Here is a 25,552-nt window from a genome sequence, read left to right as displayed (position 1 = left end):
CCTGCGCGATGCCATAAACGGCGCGGACTGACTTTGGAGGGAAAGCTTTGGCCGAACAACCGATGCTGAAATTCGTGAAAATCGAACGTGACATGCCTGAAAAGCGTGCCGCAGATATACGTCGTGAAGATTTCCACGAGATTTATGCCGAGTACGCAGATGCCAAGGCCAAGGAGCAGGCGTCGCGCTGTTCGCAATGTGGCGTGCCCTATTGCCAGACCCACTGCCCGCTGCACAACAACATTCCCGACTGGCTGAAACTGACTGCCGAGGGGCGGTTGCGCGAGGCCTATGAAGTCAGCCAGGCCACCAATACCTTTCCCGAAATCTGTGGCCGCATCTGCCCGCAGGACCGTCTGTGCGAAGGCAATTGCGTGATCGAACAATCCGGCCATGGCACTGTCACCATCGGATCCGTCGAAAAGTACATCACCGATACCGCATGGGAGGAAGGCTGGGTCCTGCCCATCGCCCCGACCACCGAGCGTGCTGAATCCGTTGGTATCATCGGTGCCGGCCCCGGCGGCCTTGCCGCAGCCGACGTCCTGCGCCGCGCCGGTGTGCAGGTCACTGTCTACGACCGCTATGACCGTGCCGGTGGGTTGCTGACCTACGGCATCCCCGGTTTCAAGTTGGAGAAGGATGTGGTCATGCGCCGGAACCAGCAATTGGACGCAGGCGGCGTGACCTTCAAGCTGAACTGTTCCGTTGGCGAAGACGTATCCTTCGCTGACATTCGGGCGGCCCATGATGCCGTGATCATCGCAACCGGAGTCTACAAAAGCCGTGACCTTTCAATGCCTAACGGCGAGGCCGCTGGTATTGAGAAGGCGATTGATTTCCTGACGGCCTCCAACCGCAAAAGCTTTGGCGACGTGGTTGCCGAGTTTGACAGCGGCCGCCTGAATGCGGACGGCAAGCGCGTTGTCGTCATTGGCGGTGGCGACACGGCGATGGACTGCGTGCGCACGTCGATCCGGCAGGGCGCGACGTCCGTGAAATGCCTGTATCGCCGCGACCGCGCCAACATGCCAGGCTCGCAACGCGAAGTGCAAAACGCCGAGGAAGAAGGCGTTGTCTTTGAATGGCTGAGCGCGCCCAAAGGCTTTGCCACGGACGGCGACAAGGTGGCTGGCGTCATGGTGCAGAAGATGCGCCTTGGCGCACCGGACGCGACCGGGCGCCAGGCGCCCGAAGTGATCGAGGGCGCTGATTATGTCGAGGAGGCCGATCTTGTGATCAAGGCGCTGGGCTTTGAGCCCGAGGACCTGCCCAAGCTTTGGGATACTGACGGTTTGGAAGTGACCCGCTGGGGCACGGTCAAGGCGGCATTCACCACCGGCCAGACCGAGCTGGACGATGTGTATGCCGTGGGAGACATCGTGCGCGGCGCGTCGTTGGTGGTATGGGCCATCCGTGATGGCCGCGATTGTGCCGAGGCAATCCTGCAGAAGTTCGGCGCGGGCGAAACGGTGATGGCAGCCGAGTAAGCCCCGAAAACGGCGGTACACTATGTGTGCACAACCTGTGCACAGACCGTGCACCGTTCTGGCAGACATCAGATGTTCATGGGTCAGCATTGCTGACGGATCAGGGAGGGAAAGATGGAAAAGAATGGAGGATGCCTGTGCGGTGCCGTGCGCTTTGTCGCGCGCAACGTGCCGTCCACTTTTGGCATCTGTCACTGCCCGTCCTGTCGACGCTGGACCGGGTCCGCCCTGTTCGAGGTCAGCGTGAAGACAGACGACCTGACCTGGACCGGGACCGAGCATATCGCCACCCGCGCGACCAGCGACTGGGCCGAGCGGGCCTGGTGCCGGGAATGCGGCACGAACCTGTATTTCCGCACCACCAAAGAAGGTGAGTGGTTCGGCGGCACCGATCTGCCGCTGGGGATCTTTGATGACCCAAATGGATTCACGGTGACGCACGAGATTTATACAGACCATGTGCCTGACGGCATTCACCTGGAAGACCACGGCCAAAAGCGCCTGACACGGGCGGATGTGGTGGCGATCAATCCGGACCTGGATGACGGGAACACACCATGAGCCTGCCACGCGACATTCAGGGCCAGTGCCTGTGCGGTGCCGTGACGGCCAAGGCGATGATCAGCAACCCGATCCTGCGTGCCTGCCATTGCGACATGTGCCGTCAGCACACAAGCGCGATGTTCATGTCGCTTGCGGTCGATGTCGGGACCTTGGAACTGGACGGGCCCGTGACCACCTTCAGGTCGTCCGATTGGGCAGAGCGCGGGTTTTGCGGCACCTGCGGATCGACCTTGTTTTATGCCACCGTTCATGATGGCGCGCGCCACCCGGCGGCGGGCCTTTTTGCGGACATTGATGATGTCCCGCTCAAGCTCGAGTTTTTCAGCGACATGTGCCCTGCGGGCTATGCGCTGCGGGGCGATCACCGTCGCCTGACCACTGACCAAACGATTGCGATGTTCACATCGTCGGAAGGAGACTGACATGACCAAATATGATGCAGACTGGGTTCGCCGCGAAGAAGCCAAGCGCACGTTCATGGCCGAGAATGGTTTGTACTCCGACGCAGAGGAGCATGCGTCCTGCGGCGTGGGTCTGGTGGTGTCGGTCGATGGATCGAAAAGCCGGGCAGTCGTTGAAAACGGCATCAAGGCGCTGAAGGCGATCTGGCACCGCGGTGCCGTGGATGCCGATGGCAAGACGGGCGACGGTGCAGGCATTCATGTGCAGATCCCGGTCGAGTTTTTCCATGATCAGGTAGAGCGCACCGGCCATACCCCTGCCCGCGATCAGCTGTTGGCGGTGGGCCAGGTGTTTCTGCCCCGCACGGATTTCGGCGCGCAGGAAACCTGCCGGACCATCGTGGAAACCGAAGTGCTGCGCATGGGCTACTACATCTATGGCTGGCGCCATGTCCCGGTCAGCATCGATTGCCTGGGCGACAAGGCCAACGCCACCCGGCCCGAGATTGAACAGATCCTGATTTCGAATTCAAAGGGCGTGGACGAGGATACGTTCGAGCGGGAACTGTACGTCATTCGCCGTCGGATCGAGAAAGCGGCCGCGGCGGCGCAGGTGCCGCAGCTGTATATCGCGTCGCTGTCGTGCCGGTCGATCATCTACAAGGGCATGATGCTGGCCGAGCAGGTGGCGGAATTCTATCCCGATCTGCTGGATGATCGGTTCGAGAGTGCGTTTGCCATCTATCACCAGCGCTATTCCACCAACACGTTTCCGCAGTGGTGGTTGGCGCAGCCGTTCCGCATGCTGGCCCACAATGGCGAGATCAACACGCTGAAAGGCAACCTGAACTGGATGAAGTCCCACGAGATCCGCATGGCGTCGGGCACATTCGGGGACATGGCGGACGACATCAAGCCAATCGTGGCAAACGGGTCCTCGGACTCGGCCGCGTTGGATGCCGTTTTCGAAGTTTTGGTCCGCGCGGGTCGCAATGCACCGATGGCCAAGACGATGCTTGTCCCGGAATCGTGGTCCAAGCAGGCGGTGGAACTGCCGCAGGCATGGCGCGACATGTATTCCTACTGCAACTCGGTCATGGAGCCCTGGGACGGCCCCGCCGCCCTTGCGATGACCGACGGCCGCTGGGTCTGTGCCGGACTGGACCGCAACGGGTTGCGTCCCATGCGTTACGTCGTGACCCGTGATGGTATGGTGATTGCCGGGTCCGAAACGGGGATGGTGCCGCTGGAAGAACCGAACGTGATCGAAAAAGGCGCGTTGGGCCCGGGCCAGTTGCTGGCCGTCGACATGGTCGAGGGCAAGTTGTTCCACGACACCGAGATCAAGGATCAACTGGCCGCTTCGCAACCCTTTGGGGACTGGGTTGGCAAAATCACCGATCTGGAGGGCGAACTGTCCGGCGTGACCGAAAAGGCGCTGTATGCCGGCGATGCATTGCGCCGCCGTCAGATCGCGGCCGGTTATTCGATTGAAGAGCTTGAGAACATTCTGGCCCCCATGGCCGAGGACGGCAAAGAGGCGTTGGCGTCGATGGGGGATGACACACCGTCTGCCGTTCTGTCCAAGCGCTATCGCCCGCTCTCGCATTTCTTCCGCCAGAACTTTTCCCAGGTGACAAACCCGCCGATCGACAGCTTGCGCGAATACCGGGTGATGAGCCTGAAGACCCGGTTCGGGAACCTGAAAAACGTGCTGGACGAAAGCAGCGCGCAGACCGAGATCATCACGCTGGACAGCCCGTTTGTGGGCAATGCGCAATGGGACAAGCTGGTCAGCTATTTCAACGCCGACCTGGTCGAGATTGATTGTACGTTCGAACCCGGTCCGGGCGCATTGAGCGCCGCGCTGACCCGTGTCAGAGCCGAAGCGGAAGATGCCGTGCGGTCGGGCGCGGGGCATATCGTGCTGACAGATCAGCATTCGAATGCGGACAGGGTGGCGATGCCGATGATCCTTGCCACGTCAGCGGTGCATTCGCATCTGACCCGCAACGGGTTGCGCACCTTCTGTTCGCTGAACGTGCGGAGCGCCGAGTGCATTGATCCGCATTACTTTGCCGTGCTGATCGGCTGTGGTGCCACGGTGGTGAACGCCTATCTGGCCGAGGATTCGCTGGCCGACCGCATAGACCGCGGGTTGATCGACGGGACCCTGACCGAGGCGGTCGCGCGGTATCGGAATGCCATTGATCAGGGGCTGCTGAAGATCATGGCGAAGATGGGGATTTCCGTTGTGTCGTCCTATCGCGGCGGACTGAACTTCGAGGCGGTGGGACTGTCCCGCGCGATGGTGGCAGAGTATTTCCCCGGCATGACCAGCCGCATTTCGGGCATTGGTGTGACCGGCATTCAGTCGAAGGCCGAGGAGGTGCATGCCCAGGGATGGACCGGCACCAACGTGCTGCCCATCGGTGGATTTTACAAAGCGCGGAAGTCGGGCGAGACGCATGCCTGGGAAGCAACCAGTATGCACATGATGCAAATGGCCTGTAACAGAGCCTCTTTCGAGCTGTGGAAGCAGTATTCGGCCAAGATGCGGTCGCAGCCGCCCATTCACCTGCGCGACCTGATGGACATCAAGCCCCTGGGCAAGCCCGTGCCGATCGAAGAGGTGGAAAGCATCACCTCGATCCGGAAGCGGTTCGTGACGCCGGGGATGTCCCTGGGCGCGCTGAGCCCGGAGGCGCACAAGACACTGAACGTGGCGATGAACCGGATTGGCGCGAAGTCGGACAGCGGTGAGGGCGGCGAGGATCCGGCGCATTTCCACCCCGAACCCAATGGCGACAACCCGTCGGCCAAGATCAAGCAGGTGGCGTCGGGCCGTTTCGGGGTGACCGCGGAATACCTGAACCAGTGCGAGGAACTGGAGATCAAGGTCGCCCAAGGGGCCAAGCCCGGTGAGGGCGGCCAGTTGCCGGGCATGAAGGTGACGGACCTGATTGCCCGTTTGCGCCATTCGACCAAGGGGGTGACGCTGATTTCGCCCCCGCCGCACCACGACATCTATTCGATCGAGGATCTGGCGCAGCTGATCTATGACCTCAAGCAGATCAACCCGCGCTGCAAGGTGACCGTGAAGCTGGTGGCGTCGTCCGGCGTGGGCACGATTGCGGCGGGCGTGGCGAAGGCCAAGGCGGATGTGATCCTGATTTCCGGCCACAACGGCGGCACGGGCGCGTCGCCGGCGACGTCGATCAAATATGCGGGCCTGCCGTGGGAGATGGGCCTGACCGAAGCGCATCAGGTGCTGAGCATGAACCACCTCCGGGACCGCGTGACCCTGCGCACCGATGGTGGATTGCGCACGGGCCGTGACATTGTCATGGCGGCGATGCTGGGGGCCGAGGAATACGGGATCGGCACCGCGGCCCTGATTGCCATGGGCTGCATCATGGTGCGTCAGTGCCAGTCGAACACCTGCCCCGTGGGCGTCTGCACGCAAGACGAAAGCCTGCGCGCGAAGTTCACCGGGAACGCGGACAAGGTCGTCAACCTGATCACCTTCTATGCGCAGGAGGTGCGCGAGCTTCTGGCACAAATCGGGGCGCGCAGTCTTGATGACGTGATCGGGCGTGCGGATTTGCTTGCACAGGTATCGCGCGGGTCGGCCCACCTGGACGATCTGGACCTGAACCCCATGCTGATCACCGTCGATGGGGCGGCGGATATCGTGTACAACCGCGACAAGGAGCGGAACGCGGTGCCTGACACGCTGGACGCGCAGATCGTGCGGGATGCGGCACGCTTTCTGGAAGATGGCGAGAAGATGCAGCTGTCATATGCCATCCAGAACACGCACCGGACGGTCGGGACACGCACGTCCAGCCATATCGTGCGCAAGTTTGGAATGCGCAATACGCTCCAACCCGATCACCTGACGGTCAAGCTGAAAGGCTCTGCCGGGCAATCGTTGGGTGCGTTTGCGGCGCCGGGGCTGAAACTGGAAGTGTCCGGAGACGCCAACGATTACGTGGGCAAAGGCCTGTCGGGCGGCACCATCGTGGTGCGTCCGCCGATGTCGTCGCCCATTATCGCCGCAGATAACACGATCATCGGGAACACTGTGCTGTATGGAGCAACGGATGGTTACCTGTTTGCTGCCGGACGTGCAGGTGAACGGTTTGCCGTGCGGAATTCGGGCGCGCAGGTGGTCATCGAAGGCTGCGGGTCAAACGGGTGCGAATACATGACGGGCGGCGTTGCGGTCATCCTGGGCGAGATCGGCGCAAACTTTGGGGCCGGCATGACAGGTGGCATGGCCTATCTGTATGACCCGGACCGCAAGGCAGGGCCGCTGATGAACATGGAAACGCTGGTGACCTACCCCGTGACGGTCGATCACTGGCGCGGCCAGTTGGAAGGGTTGCTGGAGCGGCATCTTGAAGAAACCGGCAGCGTGAAGACGGCCGACATACTGCAGCACTGGGACACCGAGCAGCACAATTTCCTTCAGGTGTGCCCAAAGGAAATGCTGGACAAGCTTGCGCATCCAATAGCTGTGGAAGAGGCCGCCATTCCGGCGGAATAGGGCCTAACCCTCGGGCTGGGCGACCATCTTGGTCGCCTGGTCCTTGCTGCCGACATGGGTGTTTTCCGCCAGAATGTCGGCCACCTTGCTGGGCATCGTGCCAAGCTTGTTTGCGATCACGTGGTCGGCATCGCCGGACCATTTCAGAACCCAGACCAGGGCAGCATCCGCCGCGTTCAACACCCGATACTGTTGTGCGATGGCGCCGGGCTGGACGCCATTTGTGGTTTCGATCATCTCCTGTCTCCGAACACAATCATGTGCCCTCACCAAAGGCGAGGATAGCAGAATCATCACATGGGTGTGAGCAATTAACCTTTTGTTTTTGATTATAGTTTTCTGATTAATTGGTGAATTGAACTTTGCCGCTGGCCGGACGCGCTGTGTGCCATATCTTTTCCCCATGTACAGATGTCTAATACTGTTCTGGTGCCTGGCATCGGCGGTGTCGGCGGACCCGGTTCGGGTTCTGGCCATCGGCGACAGCGTGATGGCGTGGCACAAGTGGACCGGGCGGGACATCCCGTCGGTCATGGGCGATCTGTTGGATGCGCAGGTGGACAACGGTGCGGTTGCAGGGGCGCGGTTTTCCAATGCATCGGCGCTGGGACGGGCAGCTGGCTTTGACGTGCGCGCCCAATTCCGGACCGGCGCATGGGATATGATCCTGATCAATGGCGGCGCAAATGATCTTCTGAACGATTGCCGGTGCCAGGCCTGCGACCCGGTTCTGGACGGCTTGATCGCGTCCGACCTGACGGGTGAGGTGCCCGATTTTCTGGCCCGGTTGCTGCGCACCGGCGCCCCGGTCATCTGGATGGGGTATTACGCCAGCGCACGGTCAGGACAATTCACCGGGTGCCGGCCCTATCTGGTCGAATATGACGCCCGTCTGGCCCGCCTGGCGGCCGAAAACACCGGCCTGACCTTCGTGGACAGCGAGGATGTGATGGATCCGAACGACCGGTCCCTGTTTGCCTTTGACGGCATTCACCCGTCACCATCTGGTGCGCGTCGTATCGGCACCTATCTGGCGCAAAGCGCCGCCCGGTAGTTTTCTTGTCCGATCCGGCGTCCTATAGCTGGTGCATGGCGAAAAAGAGCAGCAAACGCACGTCAAAATCCAAGACAAAGCCTCGGTTTCGACCGGGGCGTTGGCTGCTGCGTTGGGGGCTGCGCCTGGTCAGTGTCGTGTTTCTGGTCGCCGTTGCCGCGACCTTGTTGTGGTCCGTGTTGAACCCGCCGACCACCTTCTACATGCTGCAGGAGTCCCGCCGCCTGGGCGGTGTCGATCACCAGTGGGTGCCGATCGAAGATATCGCGCCGGTCATGGCCCGCGCCGCCGTCGCGGCGGAGGACGCGAATTTCTGCATGCACTGGGGGCTGGATATCGTGGCCATCCGCAAGGCCATCGACGAGGGCAGCAACCGAGGCGCGTCGACCATCAGCCAGCAGACGGTCAAGAATGTATATCTCTGGCACGGCCGGTCCTGGGTGCGAAAGGTGATGGAGGCGGCGATGACGCCGCTTGTCGAAGCCCTGTGGTCCAAACGCCGTATTCTCGAAGTGTACCTGAACGTCGCCGAATTCGATGAGGGCGTTTTCGGGGTGGAGGCCGCCGCGCGCCATTATTTTGACGTGGGACCGGAGGATCTGTCGCCCACGCAAGCCGCACGCCTTGCCGCGATCCTGCCGAACCCCAAGGGTCGGTCGGCCCGGAACCCGTCATCGTTTGTTCGCAAGCGGGCGGCCCAGATCGTCGACGGAGCGGCCACGATCCGCGCGGATGGGCGCGCAGCCTGTTTCGAGAGTTGAAAATCCTGTGCGCGCCGTGCATGGATGCCTGACCGCTTGACTGACCCCGGAATTTGTATGGCCCGCCTGTTTCACGTCCCCCTTTCCCCGTTCTGCCGCAAGGTACGTCTGAGCCTGGCCGAGAAGAAGATCGAGGTGGAACTGGTTGAAGAGCGGTATTGGGAAGCTGATCCCGATTTCCTGCGGCGCAACCCTGCGGCCAAGGTGCCCGTATTGCGCCTGGATGGCGTGATGATGAGCGAAAGTGCGGCCATCTGCGAGTACATCGAAGAAACCCGCCCCGAGCCGTCTCTGATGCCCTCCGATCCGGTTGCAAAGCTGGAGGTGCGCCGCCTGGTCGGCTGGTTCGATGACAAGTTCCATAACGAGGTGACATCCAAGCTGCTGTATGAACGGGTGAACAAGAAGGTCATGGGTCAGGGTTTTCCGGACAGCCGCAACGTCAAGGACGGTGCCAAGGCCATCAAGTATCATCTGGATTACATGACGTGGCTTCTGGATCATCGCCGTTGGTTGGCGGGGGATGTGATGACCCTTGCGGATTTTGCCGCCGCTGCGCATCTGTCGGCGTTGGACTATATTTCGGACGTGGACTGGAACCGTTCGGAGGTCGTCAAGGATTGGTATGCCAAGATCAAGTCGCGCCCGGCCTTCCGGTCCATCCTGGCCGATCAGGTGCCCGGCTTTCCGCCACCGCGCCATTACAATGATCTGGATTTTTGATCTGACGTCGGACTGGGGTGTTTCCACCCCAGACCCCCTGCAGGACTTTTCTGAAACAGAGACGATATGGACCTGAAAGAGCGCGTCATAAAGCGCGCTCTGGACGAAGGGTTTGTCCTGGCGCGGGTGTGTCGGCCGGATGCGGTGCCAGAGGTACCGGAGCGGTTGGAGGCTTTTGTCAATGCAGGGCGTCACGGCCAGATGGGGTGGATGACCGAGCGGATGCATTGGCGCGGCGACCCATCGGCCCTGTGGCCCGAGGCGCGGTCTGTGATCATGCTTGCTGAAAGCTATGCGCCGGAGCATGATCCGCTCGCTGTTTTGGAGCGGCCGGATCTGGGCGCCGTTTCCGTCTATGCGCAAGGGCGGGATTACCACGATATTGTCAAGAAACGGCTGAAACGTCTGGGTCGATGGCTGATCGAGGAAGCCGGGGGGCAGATCAAGGTGTTTGTCGACACGGCACCTGTTCCAGAAAAGGCTTTGGGGCAGGCGGCCGGTCTTGGCTGGCAGGGCAAGCACACCAATCTGGTGAGCAGGGATTGGGGCAATTGGGCCTTTTTAGGGTCTGTTTTCACGACGCTGGAGCTGGAACCGGACGCTGCGGAAAGCGATCATTGCGGATCGTGTCGTGCCTGCCTGGATGTGTGTCCGACAGATGCGTTTCCCGCGCCCTACCAACTGGATGCGCGGCGGTGCATTTCGTATCTGACGATCGAACACAAGGGACCGGTGGATGTGGCGCTGCGTCCGTTGCTGGGCAATCGAATTTACGGGTGCGATGATTGCCTTGCTGTATGTCCGTGGAACAAGTTTGCCGTTTCGGCCAGTGATATGCGGTATCTGGGCGTTGTGGGTGCGCCGCCCTTGGCGGAACTGGCGGCCCTGGACGATGCGGCATTCCGTGCGCGGTTTTCGGGTTCACCAATCAAACGGATCGGGCGGGACCGGTTCGTGCGAAACGTGGCTTATGCCATTGGAAATTCCGGACAAGCCGATCTGATGCCGGCTGTGCAAACCCTTGTGGATGACCCCGACCCGGCAGTGGCGGACGCTGCGCGCTGGGCCGTGACGCAATTGGGCGCGACGGGTCGCGAACAGGCGCGGTAGGCACGGCAAAAAAGCGGGGAACAGCATGGCCATTCTACTGGGCGTGGATACGGGCGGCACCTATACCGACGCAGTTTTGATGCAGGACGAGGATAGGGTTCTGGCCCGGGCCAAGGCGCTGACCACGCGCCAGGATCTGGCAATAGGTGTTGGTCACGCCGTGCGGGCCGTATTGGATGAGGCGCAGGTTGACCCGGCGGTTGTAGGCATGGCGTCGCTGTCGACAACCCTGGCCACCAATGCGCTGGTCGAGGGGCAGGGCGGGCGTGTTGGCCTGATCTATGTCGGGTTTCGCGAGAAGGACCTTGAAGCGCAGGGCTTGGCCGATGCCCTGAACGGTGATCCGGTCTGTGTCGTTGCAGGTGGGCACAAGCATGATGGATCCGAGGCGCAGGTGCTGGACGAAACAGCGGTTTCCGCCTTTTTAGAGACGCATGAGGCCGATGTGACCGGCTTTGCCGTCGCGGCCCAGTTTGCCGTGCGCAACCAGGATCACGAGCGGCGCGTCATGGACCTGGTACGAAGGATGACGGGCCGGCCCGTTTCGGCATCCCATCAGCTGTCGGCCAAGTTGGGTGGACCCAAGCGGGCTTTGACTGCGGTACTGAACGCGCGCCTGATCGGGATGATCGACGCGCTGATCGGGCGTGCCGAGGCAGAATTGCGGTCCATCGGGATCACGGCCCCGATGATGGTCGTGCGCGGGGATGGTGCGTTGATGTCGTCGGCGCAAGCGCGTGCGCGGCCCATCGAAACCATATTGAGTGGCCCGGCCGCCTCGATCGTGGGTGCGCGATGGTTGACGGGGGCAGATCATGCGCTGGTCAGCGATATTGGTGGCACGACGACGGATGTTGCCGTGCTGCGCGGCGGCAGACCTGTGATTGACCCGAACGGGGCGCGTGTGGGTCCCCATCGCACCATGGTCGAAGCTGTTGCGATGCGGACCACGGGACTGGGCGGCGACAGCGAGGTGCATTTCGTCGCCGAGGGGTTGCAAGGCGGTGTCACGCTGGGCCCACGCCGCCTTTTGCCGGTGTCCCTGTTGGCCCGGGATGCGCCCGATGTTGTGCATCCCGTTCTTGAGGCGCAGATGCGCAACGCGACGCCGGGTGATCACGATGGCCGCTTTGTGCGCGCCGTGCCCGGTGTGCAGGCGGATGGGGTGACCGCGCGTGACGCGGACCTGCTGGACCGGATCGGCACCGATGTGCATCCGCTGGGCGCGGTGTTACGCACGCGGATGGAATTGGGTGCGCTTCGGCGTCTTGTTGCGCGCGGGCTGGTTCAGGTTGCGGGGCTGACCCCGTCGGATGCCAGCCACGTTCTGGGCAATGTTGACGCGTGGGATGCAGATGCGGCGCGGATGGCATGCGTGTTGTTCGGGCGTCGGCGCACCGGGGCGGGTGAACGGTTGGCCGAGACAGCGGAACAGATGGCGCAGATCGTTGTCGATCAGTTGACGCTTCAGACCAGCACGGCGCTGTTGGAAGCGGCCCTGGCCGAAGATGGCCTGGACGAAACACTTGCCACCCACAGTTTGATGGAGCGCGGCCTGTCGCGTGTTTCGGGTCTGGTGCGCGTGTCGACGGGGTTGGACATCCCGGTCGTGGGGTTGGGCGCTTCGGCGCGGGTTTATTACCCCGCCGTCGGCAAGCGCCTTGGATGTGACATGGAACTGCCGGAAAACGGCGGTGTTGCAAACGCGATTGGCGCGGTTGTCGGCCGGGTGACCGTTCGTCGATCTGGAACGATCACCGCGCCCAGCGAGGGGCTGTTTCGCGTGCACCTGCCCACGGGACCCGAAGACTTTGGGTCATCTGATGCTGCTTTGGCCCGATTAGAGACTGTTTTGGTCGATCACGCGCGCGGCGCAGCACAGGCTGCTGGCGCATTCGATATCGAGGTACATGTAGCACGGGATATTCGGGTGGCGCAGGCGGAGGCGCGGGAGGTATTTGTCGAAGCAACCCTTACAGCCGAAGCGACCGGACGTCCGCGGATCACAGGCGCATAAAAAAGGCGGGCATCCTGGCCCGCCTTTTTTTGTTTTTGTCCTGTATCAGACCGGGGGTCTGCCGCGCACGGCGCGGGCGACCATTGCCACGACGAACAGGATCAGGAAGATCACGAACAGGATCTGTGCGATCCCCGCCGATGCTCCTGCGATCCCGCCGAAGCCCATAAGTCCGGCGATCAATGCGATCACCAGGAAGGTCAGTGCCCATCCAAGCATTTTCTCGTCCTTTCTGTTTTTCGTCTTGCAGAAAGAACGTGCCGACGCGCGGATGGTTCCGAAGTTTATTCAGCAGCGCGTTTGGGCAGCACCCAACCCGCACGGGGGAAGTGGCAGGTATAGCCGTTGGGGAACCGCTCGAGATAATCCTGGTGTTCTGGTTCTGCGTCCCAGAAGTCGCCAACCGGTTCGACTTCGGTCACCACCTTGCCCGGCCAGATGCCGGATGCCTCGACATCTGCAATGGCATCCAGAGCCACCTGTTTTTGCGCATCGTCCACATAGTAGATGGCAGACCGATAGCTCAGCCCGACGTCATTGCCTTGCCGGTTCAGCGTGGTCGGGTCGTGGATCTGGAAGAAGAACTCAAGCAGTTCGCGATAGGAGATCATCGAGGGGTCAAAGATGATCTCGATCCCCTCGGCGTGTGTGCCATGGTTGCGGTACGTCGCGTTTGGCACGTCCCCGCCGGTATAGCCGACGCGCGTCGCCTTTACCCCGGGTTTCTTGCGGATCAGGTCCTGCATGCCCCAGAAACAGCCACCGGCCAGGACAGCGCGTGCATCACTCATGTCACATCCTCCACTTGGTTCAGATAGGCAGCGTAACCTTCGGCCTCCATATCGTCACGATGCACAAAGCGCAGTGACGCGGAGTTGATACAATAGCGCAGGCCACCGCGGTCGCGCGGCCCGTCAGGAAAGACATGGCCCAGGTGACTGTCGCCGTGTTTGCTGCGCACTTCGGTGCGGATCATCCCCAGGCTGGCATCGCGGTGTTCGGTGACATTGTCGATCGGCTTGGTGAACGATGGCCAACCGCAGCCGCTTTCGTACTTGTCCGAGGATGCAAACAGCGGCTCTCCGGACACGATATCGACATAGATGCCTGGTTCCTTGTTGTTCAGCAACTTGCCGGTGCCGGGGCGCTCGGTCCCGCTTTCCTGCGTGACATGGTATTCTTCGGGCGAAAGGGTGGCGATGACGTCGGGGTTCTTGGTGTAGTTGGTCATGGTCTGCCTGTCTGTTCAGATTTGAATAATATGTGGGGCGCGCGTGTTGAATTGAAAGAGGGTGACGGCATGGCGCTGCGCGCTAACTCACCCCTATCGCAACACGGGAGAACGTCGTGCGCTTGTTTTTGGTTGGCTGTCTTCTGCTTGCTGCGCAGCTTGGCAACGCGGGCCTCCGCGATATGGGGTTTCCGTCGATAGATGGCGGGGTGCTGAACATGTCTGACTGGACCGGTCAGCCGGTTCTGGTGGTCAACACGGCGTCCCAATGTGCCTATACGGGCCAATACGAAGCGTTGCAGACCCTGTATGACACCTATCGCGAAGACGGGTTGGTTGTTTTGGCCGTGCCGTCGGACGACTTTCGCCAGGAACTTGATACCGCCGACGAGGTTCGCGACTTTTGCGAGATGGCCTTTGGCCTGGACATGCCGATGACCGACATTCTGTCAGTGAAAGGCCGCAACGCCCATCCGTTCTATCAGGCGGTCGAGGCGGATGTTGGCTTTGTTCCGCGCTGGAACTTCAACAAGGTTCTGATTGGTGAAAACGGTCAGGTTGTTGAAACGTGGGGTGCACGGACGGCCCCGATGGCGCCCGCCGTGCGTCGCGCCATCGAAGCCGAACTGAACCGCGAGTGACAGTTTCAGGGCGTTGTTGTGGTGGTTGTTGTGCCGCTGCTGTCAGATGACAATGCGATAATTGCAATGCCGACACCCAAAGCGGCGACACCGGCGGCGGGCGTGAGCGTCCCGCCCAGCAATTGACCCTCTGCGGGCGGTGGGGTTGTGTTCGCCGCCGGACCGGGCGGAGGGGCTTGGTTTGCGTCTTGTGCCACGGCGGGCAAGCCAACCATGGCAAGCGCAACGGCAGACGCAGCTGAGAGGGCGCGAATCATTTTCAATGAACCTTTTCCAAGTGACGGGTCAGGCCAATGATGTGCGGTGCGGTCTGTTGCGCACAACGGTGTGGCGGTGGACCAGCATGATCAGGACAAGGGTTGCCGCTTTGGCCCACCTGGCCCGGCGAAAGGTTGCGCACAGGACACTGAAGGCGGCGTATCAAGGGACGCGATACGCATTGTCTTGATCCGGACATTCGACAAAAAAAGGGCTCGCGGTTGCGAGCCCTTTTCTGTTGTAACCGCGAGGGTTTAGTCGCCAGTCGTCGTCGATGAAGACGAATTGGCCGCAGCAAGGGCAAGGCCGACTGCGAATACTGTTGTGACAGCGATTGGCGTGATGGCGAGAACACCTGCTTCGCCTTGACCGACTTGAATCTCGGCGCCTTGGCCACCGGACACAGTTGTGTTCAGCGGAACGTCTTGCGCCAGAGTTGCTGTCGAAGTTGCGGCCACAAGTGCGGCTGCGGAAATCAGTTTGAATGCTTTGGTCATGATATGACTCCTGTAGCGTCTGAGGGTTAGATAGGATGAATTCGGCAAAAAGACAATCAACATCGCGGCTTGCGGATAAATTTCGATGCATTTTTGCTGCATCGCGGCGGGTCGATCATTTTTTCAGCAAACGCGTACGAATGTAACCAAGGTCCGGCCCCGACCATTGCCGGGATTGCCATACAGTGGCATCCCGCCGGTCGATCCAGTAGTCGAATGCAACGACGCCCTTCCAGCCGGTGCAATTCTCTTGCAGGTGCACAACCGGGAAAGACCTGCCGACAATCACGAGGTCGTCGTGTCCGACGGTCCGCATCTCACACTCCAGGGCGATCTCGTCGATGCCATTGTCGCCGTTCTTGACGTAAAGCGTGTGCTTTCCGGAAATGGGCGACCGCGTTTGGATGGCCTGAACGGCGGCGTCGGCATCTACTGATCCGACATCGAATGCAATGCCGCGGGTCGCAGCGATGACGCCATCGCGCAAAGTGATTTGTACGTCATTGCCCGTGCGCCATGTCCGCACAACACCGGGGCCGGAATCGCGACGCTCGGAAAAGGGCACCAGAAACGCGGTCGAGTTCCGGTTTTCGACCGTCACTTCCAAAGCGGGCACGGTCAGGCTGTCGATGACCTCGCGCGTGATCGCCGGAGGCGGCGTCCCTGCCTGCCTTCGACCGTCGCGATAGGCATCATAAAGCGTCCTGAATTGCGCCGATTGCGTGCCTTGGGTGTCTGTCCCGCCGGAACACCCGGCCAGCAGCACAATGGCCGCAAGGGCCAGCGATGTCAGCCGCTTCATCATTCCCAAACCCTTCCCCAATCTGCGTTCAGGTCGGTGATGTGACCGTCGCGGATTTGTTCATACAGACGCCCGGACACGTTCAGGCGCGCGCCGCCATCCCGTTGGACCGGCCGGATCGTTGTCTTGACCAGTTGGCGATTTGGCTTGCCGGTGAACCAGCTGGTCGGGATCGTCACGTTGATCCCCTTGTCAAACGACCCCTCGCCAAATTCCTCGGATGTGACGTCTGTCAGGGTAAAGAATCCACCAAGGCGCCAGCCGTTGGCAAATTGACGTTCAAGCGTGAAGGTTGCGCCGACGTCGCCTGCCAGGTACCGCCCGACATCGACCTGCCCATAGTACCCTTTGCCAAAGTCGTAATAGGCCGACACGTGCCCGGTCGCGACATCATAATCCTGAAAGCCAAAGCGTTGATCGAAATCGCGCTGCTGGACATAGTTGGCCTCGATCCCGAGGCCCAAGCGGCTTGTTGCGGGTTTCCACAGGAATTCCGCCGACACACCGCCAAAGAACTGTTCAAGGTAACCGGCCGTCAGGCGGGCATAGGTATTCTTGCCGGTCTTCCATTGCCGCGACACAAACAGGTTTTCAATCGACGTGTCGGCAGCCTGCGCGTACAGCACTGCGTCGGTGCGCACGCGGGGCAGGACCGAATTGGACAGGCGCCCATCTTCGACGTTCCCGGCAAGGCGATGACGCACTTCGCCACTGACCAGCCATCCCGGTGCAAACCGGTATTGCGCCTGGACCGAAATACCGCCTTCAAGCCGCACAGGCTCGTCCGGATCAAAGAAACTGGGCCGCACGAACGGGCCGACCGAGTAGCTGAAGCGCGGATAGGCAAGCGTGCCGTCCACCGCCCCGTCGGCAGGGTTTGGTGCGGCATCTGATACGTCAGCCGCGGCCAAAAGCGCGTTGGCGGCGTCCGGTTGGAATTCGAGTGTTTCAAGATCGCGCCGCGATATGGTGATCTTTGACAGCGCCAGCCCTTCGTTCACCAGAATGATGTCAAAGAATTCGACCGATGGCGGAAGTTGCCGTGCCAAGGCGCGACCCGTCCGGCCCACGACAATGGCCAAGTTGTCGTAACGCACGCTTGAGACCCGGGCTTCGGCCCGGTTGGCGGTGACGGTCAGGCTTTCCAGGCGAATGCCGTCTTCGGTCAGTTCCGGTTCGACAACGTCCCGGATGATGACCGGTGCGCTTTGCGATGCGGCCCATGCCGTATCGTAGGACTGTGGGTTCGCTTCGCGCGATGGGCGCACGATGATGGGGCGCGGTCCGGCAACCGAGAAGGGTGTGGCGGGGCGCTTGGGGTTGAATTGCAGCTGTGCATTCACCCCGATTTCGGATCCGTACAGGTAGTATGCGCCAACACGCAGTGCGTTGGTCCACTGGTATTCGACGCCGAGGTTGATCCGGGATTCGCGTTCAAAAATACCCAGGCCGGTCTCGAGCGCGTAGGCATCGCTCGAATATTCGAGCTTGAAGCCCAGCCGGTCGCTGTATTGCCATTCCAAACCCGCAAACGGGGACACCGGGCCGCGGAACCATTGATCAAATGAGGGTTCGCCGCCTGTATCGTCGGGATCAAAGGCTGGGCGATCATCGCCCAATGGCGATCCAATGGAGCCGGACGTACCAAGGCGCCCCCAGCCCAGGCCACCGGTCACTTTCAGTGTGCCGGGCAACCGGAAAGGCCGGCGGAAATTCTTGGTCGCGACCAGATATTCGGCGGCATAAATGCCGGTGCCGGAAAAGTCCTGCAAGCCAACCGACACGGCAGGGCGATAGCGCCCCTCGTGAAACAGCAAATACCGAACATCAAAGCTGCGGTCCCGGAACGTGTCGAACCCGCCGGAATTGAAGTCGCGCAGGCCCACATAGCGGAATGTGCCTGTGATGCGCGGCGAAAACTGGAACGAAAAGGACGTGCGTGTAGTGCCCGCAAAGTTGGAGATGCCGATGGCGATCTGACCATCTGGCAGCGCTTCGGCTGATGGCATGTCCACGAGGCCGGGCAGGCCGTAGAAATTCAGTGTCGGCGATGATGTGACGACCACCGGTTTTGCCGACCCGGTGCCCTGTGCCGGCGCAAATGACGCGTAAACGGCTATAGACAGGCTGCCAAGACTGGCGAAAACAAGCGATCGTATCCGCTGATGCATAGGGTTCACTGTCCGGTCGTTTTTTGGTTTACCCGCTTTAGATCACGCGGGTGTGTCTTACACAATCTTGCTGCTGCGGGGCTGTCAAACTAGCAGAAAAGCGCGGCTTTCAAGATACAGGGGAAACGATTTCCCGGTCTGCATGAACTGTTTCCTTGGGCATGTTGTAACCCTCGACCCAGCGCTGAACCGTTGTGCGTGCCGCGTCTTCATCACTCGCCGCCAATGCCTGGCGCAAGGACCGCATCGCAGACGCGACTTCGATTTCGCTCAGGCAGTCTTCGATGGTGAAGAAAATCTTTTTGTGGCCGGTTCCCACCTGCGTCCCGCTCAGGGTCAACTCTTCGGTCATTTTCTCGCCGGGGCGCAGGCCGGTAAACTCGATCTCGATATCGCCATCGGGGCTCTGTGCATCGCGCACGGTGAATCCTGCGCTTTCAATGACCTGACGGGCCAGTTGTTCGATCTTCATCGGCTTGCCCATGTCAAGAACGAACACTTCGCCGCCATTCGCCATCGACCCGGCGCGCAGGACAAGGTGCACCGCCTCCTGAACCGTCATGAAATAGCGCGACACGTCCCTGTGGGTCACGGTGAGCGGGCCACCGCGACGCAGCTGTTCCTGAAACAGCGGGACAACCGATCCGGACGACCCAAGCACATTGCCAAAGCGCACGATCGAGAATTTCAGCCCCTTCGGCGCGGCAACACGGCGCGCGACATCCTGAACCACCAATTCGGCCAGCCGCTTCGATGCCCCCATCATGTTCGTGGGCCGCACGGCCTTGTCCGACGAAATGAGCATAAAGTGTCCAACGCCTGCCTCGGCCGCCTCGGTTACCAGCGTTTGGGTCCCCAACGCGTTGTTGGCGAGGCCCGCCAGCGGATTGAATTCGACAAGCGGCACGTGCTTGTAGGCGGCTGCGTGCAGCACCACTTCGATCTGGTGGTCGCTCAGGACCCGCCGCACCTGCCGGGCGTCTGTGACCGACCCCAAAAGCGGGATGATTTCGATATCACTGCCTTCGGCCAGCAGCGTCAGTTCCTGATGTATCTGATACAGGGCCAGTTCGCTGAGTTCATACAGCACGATCTTTTGGGGATTGTATTCCAGCACCTGGCGGCTGAGTTCGGACCCGATTGAGCCGCCCGCGCCGGAAATCAGGACCCGTCGACCGGCATATGCCTCGCCGCCACCTTCCTGCGCGGTCATCACCTCGTCCCGTCCAAGGAACTTGCGTGGATTGACCGGTGTCAGCTTGTCGACCAGCGCCTCTTCTCCGATCAGTTGCGAGAACGAGGGAAGGGTCTGTACCTCGAGCCCCATCTTTTGCAGGCGTCGCGCGATTTGCATCTGCTTCGGATGCGATTGCGATGGGATCGCCAGCAACACGCGATCAATCTTTTTCTCGGCAACGATCTCGGCGATGCGGACGGGGCTGTACACGGGCAGACGCAACACGTTCAGCCCTTGCAGGGCCTGGCTGTCATCCACGAATGCAACCGTTTCGATCTGCTCGTGGTTGCGCAGGGCCGACACCAGCTGCATGCCAGTTGTTCCTGCGCCATAGATCAGCACCCGACACCGATCTGTCCCGTTGCGATAAATGGCCAACACGACTTGCAACAGGACGGCCCGGCTCATGATTGAAAACACAAAAAACGTGATGCCGAAGGTCACGTGGCTCGACAGTGGAAGCGCCATGTTTGCAGCGGTCGACAGAAGGGTCGATGTCATTGCCAACAGTATCGAAAACACACCCGTCCGCCCGATCGATCCGGTGTCGTAGTCATTCAGGATTGTCGAAGAGATGCCAAGCCAAAGTGACAGGGCCGCGGCAACGATCAGCATGTAGGGCAAGATTGGCAGATAGGCCTGAAAGCTGGACCAAGCGGTGCCTGTGGACAGGTTCAAGCTGAAGGCGAAAAGCAATGCGAATGGGATCAGTGCCGCATCAATTGCGATCAGGATGTTTCGCTTCTGCGTACGCGTCAGCGACTTCAGCAGATCCAACATGTTGCCCCGTGACCCCTTGAACTTATACATTGCACCTACCGCTAGCACGTATTCGTATCAAATTCTTGCGACTATTTCGCAGGTGCAGAAAAATTGCCCCGTTCACTGGCAGAAAAACGCCAAAATATGCTTATGAATTAAGCGTCCCGCGCCGCTTTTTGCACATAATCACCGATTCGGTAAGTGTTTCGCCTATGTCCTTTTGCGGCGGAACAAGTTTCCAATCGTTTGAAAGACCAGATCAAAATCGTAACAGGTGCTTTGGTTGCGCTGATAGATGAGGTCAAGGCGCGCCTTCCGTGGAACGCAGATGCGGCAATACACGTCATCCGTCTGCTCCGGGGTGTCACATCGGGCCAAAAGACGGTCCTCATGCTTGTGAAACCGGATTGTGGCAAGGCCGGTGACGCCCGGGCGCGATTTCAGGACTTTTGAATACAGACCCGGAAACCGTCCCACGTATTCGCGCAGCGGCGGGCGAGGGCCGACAAATGACAGATCGCCCTTCAGGATGTTCCAAAGCTGCGGGAACTCGTCCAGCCGCTTGGCCCGCAGTTTGGCCCCAAGCGGTGTGATCCGTGCCTCTTTGTGCCCGCCCGAGACACCTTGGTCCGCATCGACCACGGTCATGGTTCGAAACTTCCAGAGGCCGAAGCTTTCTGTTGGGCTTTTCATGCGTTCGGCGACGTAAAACAGCGGGCGGCCCTGCTTTCGCCAGATAACCCAGATCAGGTAAAGGATCACGGGGCCAAGGATCAGCACCAGAAGGCTGGCAAAAAATAGATCGAAGATGCGTTTGCGCCAGGTCATTGGGTGCGGCCCCTTCGCCAGTCCGCGACGATCCCCGCAGCGGTGCTGTCCTTCGGTTCAAAACGGATCATGCGTTCCAATTGTGTTGTGTCCAGTTGCACCTTGCCGATTGTGCGGTCTGTGGCCGGTTTCGCTGTCCAGCGAAGACCGGCGGCATCCAGCAGATCACCCATCGCCACCGTACCCGGCGCTGCAATATTCAGGACAGCGGGCGGGTCAGTGGACGTGGTCAATTGCACAAGGACATGGGCCAGTGTGCCGGGTCCGATGTAGCTGCGGGCAGGTGTGTTCCCATCCGGATATTGATCCAATTGAAACCCAGGGGCCCATCCCCCGAGGATCGCGTCGGCGCCAGCCACGTTGCCAAGCCGAAGACATGTGCACGGATTGGGATGTGTGGCTGCCATCTCTTCCATTTTCAGCTTTGCGGTTGCGTATGCGCTTTGGGGGGATGTCGGCCCGGCTTCGGGACGCGGACTGGACAGTGCGCCGTATACGGCAGCCGAGGAAAACAGAAACACATGTGCACCCTGCGCTGCATCCAACGTGCGCTGTGCTACGTCGATATTGTGCGCCATGGGAACCGCCGCGCCATGGGTCGCCCCGGCGAGGCAAAAGACGGCATCGGCCTGGGTCAATACGCGTGTCAGTCTTTTTGTATCGTTGATGTCCACGTCATCGCGCGTGGTCCAAACGGCATCGGTGGGCCAGCGCGGACGTAAAAGCCGCCCCAGTTTTCCGCCCGCGCCCAGCACCACAATCCGCATGGGTCAGCCCATCGCGATGTGTTTGTCGGCGGGAACGAGCGCGTTGATCTGCCGGATATGCTCCGGCAGGCACACGGTTTCAAAGTCGTAATTCTCGATCACGTGCTGCCGCGCCGCGGGGCCCAGATGTGCATAGTCGCGCGGCGCAGCAAGCACAGCGCTGACCTGTGCGGCGATTGCCTCGGGGTCAAAGAAATCGACCAGGAGACCGGTCTTGCCGTGCTCGATCGCTTCGCGCACCGGGGCCACGTCACTCGCGACAAGTGTCGCCTGCATCGACATGCTTTCCAGCAAGGACCACGACAGGACAAATGGCATCGACAGATACAGGTGGCACGAACTGATCTGGATGATCGATTGATAGCTTTCGAATGGCACCTGCCCCAAAAAATGCAGCCTGTCCCAATCGATCAGATGGCCCACCTCGGCCTCCATCTGTCCGCGCAGACCGCCCGGATGATTGTTCTTGCCGCCATAGGACACATCGTTGCCGCCAATCACCAGAATGCGGGCATTCGGGCGCGCCTTTTGGATGTGTGGCACTGCGCGCATGAACTGGTGATATCCGCGCGTGGTTTCCAGGTTGCGGGACATGAAGGTGACGATTTCATCCTTCGGCGTCAGGGGGCGTCCGATCCGGCCCAGCGTGACTTGGGCCTTCGAATTGGGCTTTAACTTGTCGGTGCGGATCCCGTCATGGCAGACATACATCTTGTCGTGGAACTGGGGCGGGAACCGATCGCGTTGCCAGTAGGTCGGGCAGTGCGCCAGGTCGACGACGTTAAAGTTGACCTGCGGAACCACGTTGTGCCCGTACATGATGTACGGCGCATGGCTGCTTACGGGGCTTTCGGGGTCAAATCCCACGGGGCCGCCATGGACCGAATAGTAGTATTCGAAAAACCCGATCATCGGCGTGTCCGGCAGCACCTCGCGAAAGAAGGTCATTTCACCCCAGCCGACATGCCCGATCACGATGTCCGGGACAAAGCCCTTGTCGACGATCTCGCGCAGGGCTGTCACTGCGCCGAACCCATTGCCTGCCGCGTTTTCCCAGGTGCGCGACAGGCCATATGCGCCGTCCTTGGCCTGATGATGCGATTTGTAGACGACGGTTTGCACGCCGTCGAATTGCGGGGCCTTCTTGCGCTGGGTTAGAAACACGATCTGGTGGGTTTTCTGCGCCGCTAGCCATTGGATCAGTTCGCGATACTGCCCGGGCATGTTCTGGTGCACAAACAGGAATTTCATTGTCTACGTGTCCCTTTTGCCCATGAATACAGGGGGTCGATCCGGGCTGCAATCATGGCTGAACCGGCCACATCGACCCGGTGCCGCGTTTCTCCTGTCCGGGGCTAAGGCCAAAGGTGCCGCGATAGCTTTTGGAGAAATGTGATAGGGACCTGAACCCGCAGGCCACGCAGATGTCCGTGACACTGAGCGAGGTTTGCCGCAACAACCCGCGCGCTTTTTCCAGGCGCAGTTGCAAGTAGTGCCGTTTGGGTGACACGCCCAGATGCTTGGCAAAGAGGCGTTCAAGCTGCCGGGTGCTCAGTTCGATCAGTTGCGCGATCTCGTCCGGGCGCAGCGGGTCTTCAAGGTTGTTTTCCATGATCTGCAGCGCCATGCCCAGTTTACCATGCGCCATGTCGGGGCGCGCCCTGCGCGACAGGCGCTGTCCATGGCTGGCGGCGCGCGGGTCCGTATAAACCATCTGGTCGGCCACCCATGTCGCCAGATCAATGCCGTATTCCCCCTTGATCCGGTCCAGCATCATGTCCATGGATGCCGCCCCGCCTGCAGTCGTAAACACGCGCCCATCCCTTGAATAGAGACTGTTTTCGATGATCACATCGGGCAAGAGTTCGATCAGGGCATCGCGATATTCCCAATGGGTTGTCACTGTCTTTCCTGACAAAAGACCCGCCAGCGCAAGGGTGTAGGTGCCGGATGACAGCGCGCCGAAATCCATACCCTTGCGCGTTTCGCGCCGCAGCCAATTCAGGATCGGCCTGGTACTGCCTTCGGCGGCGCGGTTGCCGGCACAAACGACCAATGTTTCATCGCGCCACAGGTCAGGCAATGCGGCGTCCACCGCCGTCGTGATGCCGTTATAGGCTGGCACGGGATCGCCGGTTTCGCCAATCACGCGCCATTCATAAAACGTCTGGCCCGAGGGGTGCAGGTTGGCCAGGCTGAGCGCTTCGAGCGCGCAGGCAAAGCCCAATTGGGAGTAGCCGGGAACAAGCAGAAAGGCGTAACGCCGAGGAAACAACGCCTCAGGCGGCAAGGGCGGCGTCCAGAAGCGCGCGCACCGGGCGCGCATAGGGCTCGTTCACCAATCGGGTCACCTCGGTGCCGTTTTTCATCACCAACAGTGTCGACCGGCGTTCAACCTTCAGCCGTTGGGTCATCTGCGAGGGGCCAAACGTGTCCCAATCCACATCCACAAATGTAAGATTGGCATAGGCGGGGGTGTCGGCCAATGCCTCGGCTATCAGGTCCGCCTTGATCTGGCATGTCAGGGACCATGCGGCGCGAAAGTTCATCACGAGGGTCTGATTTGTCTCGCGCAGATCGCGCCATACAGCCGGGGTAAATGTTTGCGCCGGATAGGCAATGGCACCGCCGGGGACAGCCAGGGCACTTGCAGTCAGAAGGAATGTACGGCGGTGCATCAAAAGGGCTCCGAAACCTGAAATCTCGGGTCACAATATTGCGGGTGGCGGCGCACGCAAGTGGGCGCGGGTCAGCTTTTGACCTGTCGTGACAATTGCACCGCAAGAATGCCCGCCGTGATGATGGCAACGCCGATGATATCTTTCATGCCCAGTCGTTCACCCAGCAAGGCAGCCGCAATGGCGACGCCGAAAAACGGGTTGAGAAAGTGAAAAGTCGCGGCCTTGGTGGCACCAATGCGCGCCACAAGCGCAAACCAGATCCATGTGGCGGCCAGACCGGGCACAAACACAGTGTAGGTAAAGGCGGCATAAAGGGCGGGAGTGTGCGTGACCTCAATCGTTTCGATGGCAGCCGACACGATGCCAAGCACAACTGCGCCCACGAACATTTGCAGGCCCACAACCATCATCAGGTTACCGCCCGAAGACATGGTGCGCATCGACAAGGTTGCGATGGTCAACGCGAATGCGGCAATGACACACAAGGCAACACCGTACATGTCCACACCTGAATCCAACCGTGCGGACATGATCAGGAGGACGCCGGCAATCCCCAGAACCAGTCCGATGATGCCCAACGGCGGCAGTTTGTCCCGAAACACGACCCATCCGGCAAAGGCGACCATCAGTGGCATGGTCGACGCGATGATCGAAGCCAATGACGCCTCGACCGTTTGCATGGCGTAGAAGTTCAGGCCCAGATAGATGGCGTTCTGGCACAGGCCAAAGATCAGCGTGGCCCGCCACTGGTCACGGGTCAGGTGCCAGGTTTGCCCCATCGCGCGCGCAACGGCGACACCAATACACCCGGCAATGAAAAAGCGCAGGGATGAGGCGGCAAGTGGCGGGGCATGCGTGACGATGATCCGGGCCGAGGAAAAGGCAGACGACCAGATCAGGGCAAAGGTCAGGCCCATAGCGAGCGCGCGGAAATCCATGCCTGCCCCTTTCATCTTTGGCGGACGTTCGGGGAATTTCGCAGGGGATGCAAGGGGCCGATCACGA

General features: G+C 60.5%; 25 protein-coding genes. 10 read left to right on the top strand and 15 right to left on the bottom strand.

Annotated features, from left to right (window positions below; translation table 11 throughout):
- Positions 1–47: 47 nt before the first annotated feature.
- From Q0844_RS17860 to gltB, 4 genes are all read left to right on the top strand, one after another.
- Positions 48–1,490 carry an NAD(P)-dependent oxidoreductase gene (locus tag Q0844_RS17860; protein ID WP_299047686.1) on the top strand — a complete coding sequence of 481 codons (1,443 nt, stop codon included), beginning with the start codon at positions 48–50 and terminating at the stop codon, positions 1,488–1,490.
- Positions 1,491–1,604: 114 nt separating this feature from the next.
- Positions 1,605–2,051 (top strand): GFA family protein, encoded by a 447-nt coding sequence (locus Q0844_RS17855; RefSeq protein WP_299047684.1) that lies wholly within the window; start codon positions 1,605–1,607, stop codon positions 2,049–2,051.
- Complete coding sequence (locus Q0844_RS17850; protein ID WP_299047681.1) at positions 2,048–2,476, top strand: GFA family protein; 429 nt, start codon at positions 2,048–2,050, stop codon at positions 2,474–2,476. Before Q0844_RS17855 ends, Q0844_RS17850 begins: the two co-directional genes overlap by 4 nt.
- A 1-nt stretch (position 2,477) precedes the next feature.
- Complete coding sequence (gene gltB, locus Q0844_RS17845) at positions 2,478–7,007, top strand: glutamate synthase large subunit (protein ID WP_299047679.1); 4,530 nt, start codon at positions 2,478–2,480, stop codon at positions 7,005–7,007.
- A gap of 3 nt (positions 7,008–7,010) precedes the next feature.
- Here the strand turns inward: gltB and Q0844_RS17840 are convergent, their stop codons facing one another.
- Entirely contained in the window at positions 7,011–7,244 is a 234-nt protein-coding gene (locus Q0844_RS17840; RefSeq protein ID WP_299047676.1) for a hypothetical protein, read from the bottom strand.
- A gap of 166 nt (positions 7,245–7,410) precedes the next feature.
- On the opposite strand from Q0844_RS17840, the gene Q0844_RS17835 reads away from it, so the two are divergent.
- The 5 genes from Q0844_RS17835 to Q0844_RS17815 all read left to right on the top strand — a co-directional run bounded on the left by Q0844_RS17835 (position 7,411) and on the right by Q0844_RS17815 (position 12,672).
- Positions 7,411–8,061 (top strand): SGNH/GDSL hydrolase family protein, encoded by a 651-nt coding sequence (locus tag Q0844_RS17835; RefSeq protein WP_299047673.1) that lies wholly within the window; start codon positions 7,411–7,413, stop codon positions 8,059–8,061.
- 35 nt (positions 8,062–8,096) lie between these two features.
- Positions 8,097–8,822: a monofunctional biosynthetic peptidoglycan transglycosylase gene (gene mtgA / locus Q0844_RS17830; RefSeq protein ID WP_299047671.1), complete on the top strand. Its 726-nt coding sequence runs from the start codon at positions 8,097–8,099 to the stop codon at positions 8,820–8,822.
- Between the two features lie 57 nt (positions 8,823–8,879).
- The gene (locus tag Q0844_RS17825) at positions 8,880–9,545 is read left to right on the top strand and encodes a glutathione S-transferase family protein (RefSeq protein WP_039684904.1); all 666 of its coding nucleotides are present in this window, start codon (positions 8,880–8,882) and stop codon (positions 9,543–9,545) included.
- 66 nt (positions 9,546–9,611) lie between these two features.
- Positions 9,612–10,655: a tRNA epoxyqueuosine(34) reductase QueG gene (gene queG / locus Q0844_RS17820; RefSeq protein ID WP_299047663.1), complete on the top strand. Its 1,044-nt coding sequence runs from the start codon at positions 9,612–9,614 to the stop codon at positions 10,653–10,655.
- 25 nt (positions 10,656–10,680) lie between these two features.
- The gene (locus Q0844_RS17815) at positions 10,681–12,672 is read left to right on the top strand and encodes a hydantoinase/oxoprolinase family protein (protein ID WP_299047660.1); all 1,992 of its coding nucleotides are present in this window, start codon (positions 10,681–10,683) and stop codon (positions 12,670–12,672) included.
- A 45-nt stretch (positions 12,673–12,717) separates the two neighbouring features.
- Here Q0844_RS17815 and Q0844_RS17810 read toward each other — a convergent pair whose 3' ends face one another.
- The 3 genes from Q0844_RS17810 to msrB all read right to left on the bottom strand — a co-directional run bounded on the left by Q0844_RS17810 (position 12,718) and on the right by msrB (position 13,903).
- Positions 12,718–12,891 carry a DUF1328 domain-containing protein gene (locus tag Q0844_RS17810; protein WP_299047657.1) on the bottom strand — a complete coding sequence of 58 codons (174 nt, stop codon included), beginning with the start codon at positions 12,889–12,891 and terminating at the stop codon, positions 12,718–12,720.
- 65 nt (positions 12,892–12,956) lie between these two features.
- The gene (gene msrA, locus Q0844_RS17805) at positions 12,957–13,463 is read right to left on the bottom strand and encodes a peptide-methionine (S)-S-oxide reductase MsrA (RefSeq protein ID WP_299047654.1); all 507 of its coding nucleotides are present in this window, start codon (positions 13,461–13,463) and stop codon (positions 12,957–12,959) included.
- Complete coding sequence (msrB, locus tag Q0844_RS17800) at positions 13,460–13,903, bottom strand: peptide-methionine (R)-S-oxide reductase MsrB (protein WP_299047651.1); 444 nt, start codon at positions 13,901–13,903, stop codon at positions 13,460–13,462. Before msrB ends, msrA begins: the two co-directional genes overlap by 4 nt.
- 182 nt (positions 13,904–14,085) lie before the next feature.
- Here msrB and Q0844_RS17795 point away from each other — a divergent pair, with 182 nt between their 5' ends.
- Positions 14,086–14,544 carry a glutathione peroxidase gene (locus Q0844_RS17795; protein WP_299047976.1) on the top strand — a complete coding sequence of 153 codons (459 nt, stop codon included), beginning with the start codon at positions 14,086–14,088 and terminating at the stop codon, positions 14,542–14,544.
- Between the two features lie 5 nt (positions 14,545–14,549).
- Here Q0844_RS17795 and Q0844_RS17790 read toward each other — a convergent pair whose 3' ends face one another.
- From Q0844_RS17790 to Q0844_RS17740, 11 genes are all read right to left on the bottom strand, one after another.
- Complete coding sequence (locus Q0844_RS17790) at positions 14,550–14,801, bottom strand: hypothetical protein (RefSeq protein WP_299047648.1); 252 nt, start codon at positions 14,799–14,801, stop codon at positions 14,550–14,552.
- A gap of 255 nt (positions 14,802–15,056) precedes the next feature.
- Positions 15,057–15,299 (bottom strand): hypothetical protein, encoded by a 243-nt coding sequence (locus Q0844_RS17785; protein ID WP_299047645.1) that lies wholly within the window; start codon positions 15,297–15,299, stop codon positions 15,057–15,059.
- A gap of 115 nt (positions 15,300–15,414) precedes the next feature.
- A complete protein-coding gene (locus Q0844_RS17780) occupies positions 15,415–16,104 on the bottom strand; it encodes a YjbF family lipoprotein (RefSeq protein ID WP_299047642.1) in 690 nt (229 codons plus the stop codon).
- Positions 16,101–18,167, bottom strand: coding sequence for a YjbH domain-containing protein (locus Q0844_RS17775; RefSeq protein ID WP_299047639.1), 2,067 nt, complete (start codon positions 18,165–18,167; stop codon positions 16,101–16,103). Before Q0844_RS17775 ends, Q0844_RS17780 begins: the two co-directional genes overlap by 4 nt.
- Before the next feature lie 214 nt (positions 18,168–18,381).
- Positions 18,382–20,289, bottom strand: coding sequence for a nucleoside-diphosphate sugar epimerase/dehydratase (locus Q0844_RS17770; RefSeq protein ID WP_299047975.1), 1,908 nt, complete (start codon positions 20,287–20,289; stop codon positions 18,382–18,384).
- A 192-nt stretch (positions 20,290–20,481) separates the two neighbouring features.
- Positions 20,482–21,099, bottom strand: coding sequence for a sugar transferase (locus Q0844_RS17765; RefSeq protein WP_299047636.1), 618 nt, complete (start codon positions 21,097–21,099; stop codon positions 20,482–20,484).
- A complete protein-coding gene (locus tag Q0844_RS17760) occupies positions 21,096–21,866 on the bottom strand; it encodes an NAD(P)-dependent oxidoreductase (RefSeq protein ID WP_299047634.1) in 771 nt (256 codons plus the stop codon). Before Q0844_RS17760 ends, Q0844_RS17765 begins: the two co-directional genes overlap by 4 nt.
- A gap of 3 nt (positions 21,867–21,869) precedes the next feature.
- Positions 21,870–23,117, bottom strand: coding sequence for a glycosyltransferase family 4 protein (locus Q0844_RS17755; protein ID WP_299047630.1), 1,248 nt, complete (start codon positions 23,115–23,117; stop codon positions 21,870–21,872).
- Positions 23,118–23,169: 52 nt separating this feature from the next.
- On the bottom strand, positions 23,170–24,192 hold the full coding sequence (locus tag Q0844_RS17750; RefSeq protein WP_299047627.1) for a GlxA family transcriptional regulator: 1,023 nt from the start codon (positions 24,190–24,192) through the stop codon (positions 23,170–23,172).
- Positions 24,146–24,544, bottom strand: a complete 399-nt coding sequence (locus tag Q0844_RS17745; RefSeq protein WP_299047624.1) for a thioredoxin family protein — start codon at positions 24,542–24,544, stop codon at positions 24,146–24,148. Before Q0844_RS17745 ends, Q0844_RS17750 begins: the two co-directional genes overlap by 47 nt.
- Before the next feature lie 71 nt (positions 24,545–24,615).
- On the bottom strand, positions 24,616–25,485 hold the full coding sequence (locus tag Q0844_RS17740; protein WP_299047621.1) for a DMT family transporter: 870 nt from the start codon (positions 25,483–25,485) through the stop codon (positions 24,616–24,618).
- Positions 25,486–25,552 lie beyond the last annotated feature (67 nt).

This window comes from uncultured Tateyamaria sp. (assembly GCF_947503465.1).
Taxonomy (GTDB): domain Bacteria; phylum Pseudomonadota; class Alphaproteobacteria; order Rhodobacterales; family Rhodobacteraceae; genus Tateyamaria.
The sequence above is the reverse complement of the archived record's forward strand: the minus strand, read 5'-3'. Positions and strand labels throughout refer to the sequence as shown.

Coding starts and splice junctions, on each gene's coding strand:
- Q0844_RS17855 (WP_299047684.1), top strand. CDS start 1,605: ATGGAAAAGAATGGAGGATGCCTGTGCGGTGCCGTGCGCTTTGTCGCG.
- Q0844_RS17850 (WP_299047681.1), top strand. CDS start 2,048: ATGAGCCTGCCACGCGACATTCAGGGCCAGTGCCTGTGCGGTGCCGTG.
- gltB (WP_299047679.1), top strand. CDS start 2,478: ATGACCAAATATGATGCAGACTGGGTTCGCCGCGAAGAAGCCAAGCGC.
- Q0844_RS17840 (WP_299047676.1), bottom strand. CDS start 7,244: ATGATCGAAACCACAAATGGCGTCCAGCCCGGCGCCATCGCACAACAG.
- Q0844_RS17835 (WP_299047673.1), top strand. CDS start 7,411: ATGTACAGATGTCTAATACTGTTCTGGTGCCTGGCATCGGCGGTGTCG.
- mtgA (WP_299047671.1), top strand. CDS start 8,097: ATGGCGAAAAAGAGCAGCAAACGCACGTCAAAATCCAAGACAAAGCCT.
- Q0844_RS17825 (WP_039684904.1), top strand. CDS start 8,880: ATGGCCCGCCTGTTTCACGTCCCCCTTTCCCCGTTCTGCCGCAAGGTA.
- queG (WP_299047663.1), top strand. CDS start 9,612: ATGGACCTGAAAGAGCGCGTCATAAAGCGCGCTCTGGACGAAGGGTTT.
- Q0844_RS17815 (WP_299047660.1), top strand. CDS start 10,681: ATGGCCATTCTACTGGGCGTGGATACGGGCGGCACCTATACCGACGCA.
- Q0844_RS17810 (WP_299047657.1), bottom strand. CDS start 12,891: ATGCTTGGATGGGCACTGACCTTCCTGGTGATCGCATTGATCGCCGGA.
- msrA (WP_299047654.1), bottom strand. CDS start 13,463: ATGAGTGATGCACGCGCTGTCCTGGCCGGTGGCTGTTTCTGGGGCATG.
- msrB (WP_299047651.1), bottom strand. CDS start 13,903: ATGACCAACTACACCAAGAACCCCGACGTCATCGCCACCCTTTCGCCC.
- Q0844_RS17795 (WP_299047976.1), top strand. CDS start 14,086: ATGGGGTTTCCGTCGATAGATGGCGGGGTGCTGAACATGTCTGACTGG.
- Q0844_RS17790 (WP_299047648.1), bottom strand. CDS start 14,801: ATGATTCGCGCCCTCTCAGCTGCGTCTGCCGTTGCGCTTGCCATGGTT.
- Q0844_RS17785 (WP_299047645.1), bottom strand. CDS start 15,299: ATGACCAAAGCATTCAAACTGATTTCCGCAGCCGCACTTGTGGCCGCA.
- Q0844_RS17780 (WP_299047642.1), bottom strand. CDS start 16,104: ATGATGAAGCGGCTGACATCGCTGGCCCTTGCGGCCATTGTGCTGCTG.
- Q0844_RS17770 (WP_299047975.1), bottom strand. CDS start 20,289: ATGTTGGATCTGCTGAAGTCGCTGACGCGTACGCAGAAGCGAAACATC.
- Q0844_RS17765 (WP_299047636.1), bottom strand. CDS start 21,099: ATGACCTGGCGCAAACGCATCTTCGATCTATTTTTTGCCAGCCTTCTG.
- Q0844_RS17760 (WP_299047634.1), bottom strand. CDS start 21,866: ATGCGGATTGTGGTGCTGGGCGCGGGCGGAAAACTGGGGCGGCTTTTA.
- Q0844_RS17755 (WP_299047630.1), bottom strand. CDS start 23,117: ATGAAATTCCTGTTTGTGCACCAGAACATGCCCGGGCAGTATCGCGAA.
- Q0844_RS17750 (WP_299047627.1), bottom strand. CDS start 24,192: ATGCGCGCCCGGTGCGCGCGCTTCTGGACGCCGCCCTTGCCGCCTGAG.
- Q0844_RS17745 (WP_299047624.1), bottom strand. CDS start 24,544: ATGCACCGCCGTACATTCCTTCTGACTGCAAGTGCCCTGGCTGTCCCC.
- Q0844_RS17740 (WP_299047621.1), bottom strand. CDS start 25,485: ATGGATTTCCGCGCGCTCGCTATGGGCCTGACCTTTGCCCTGATCTGG.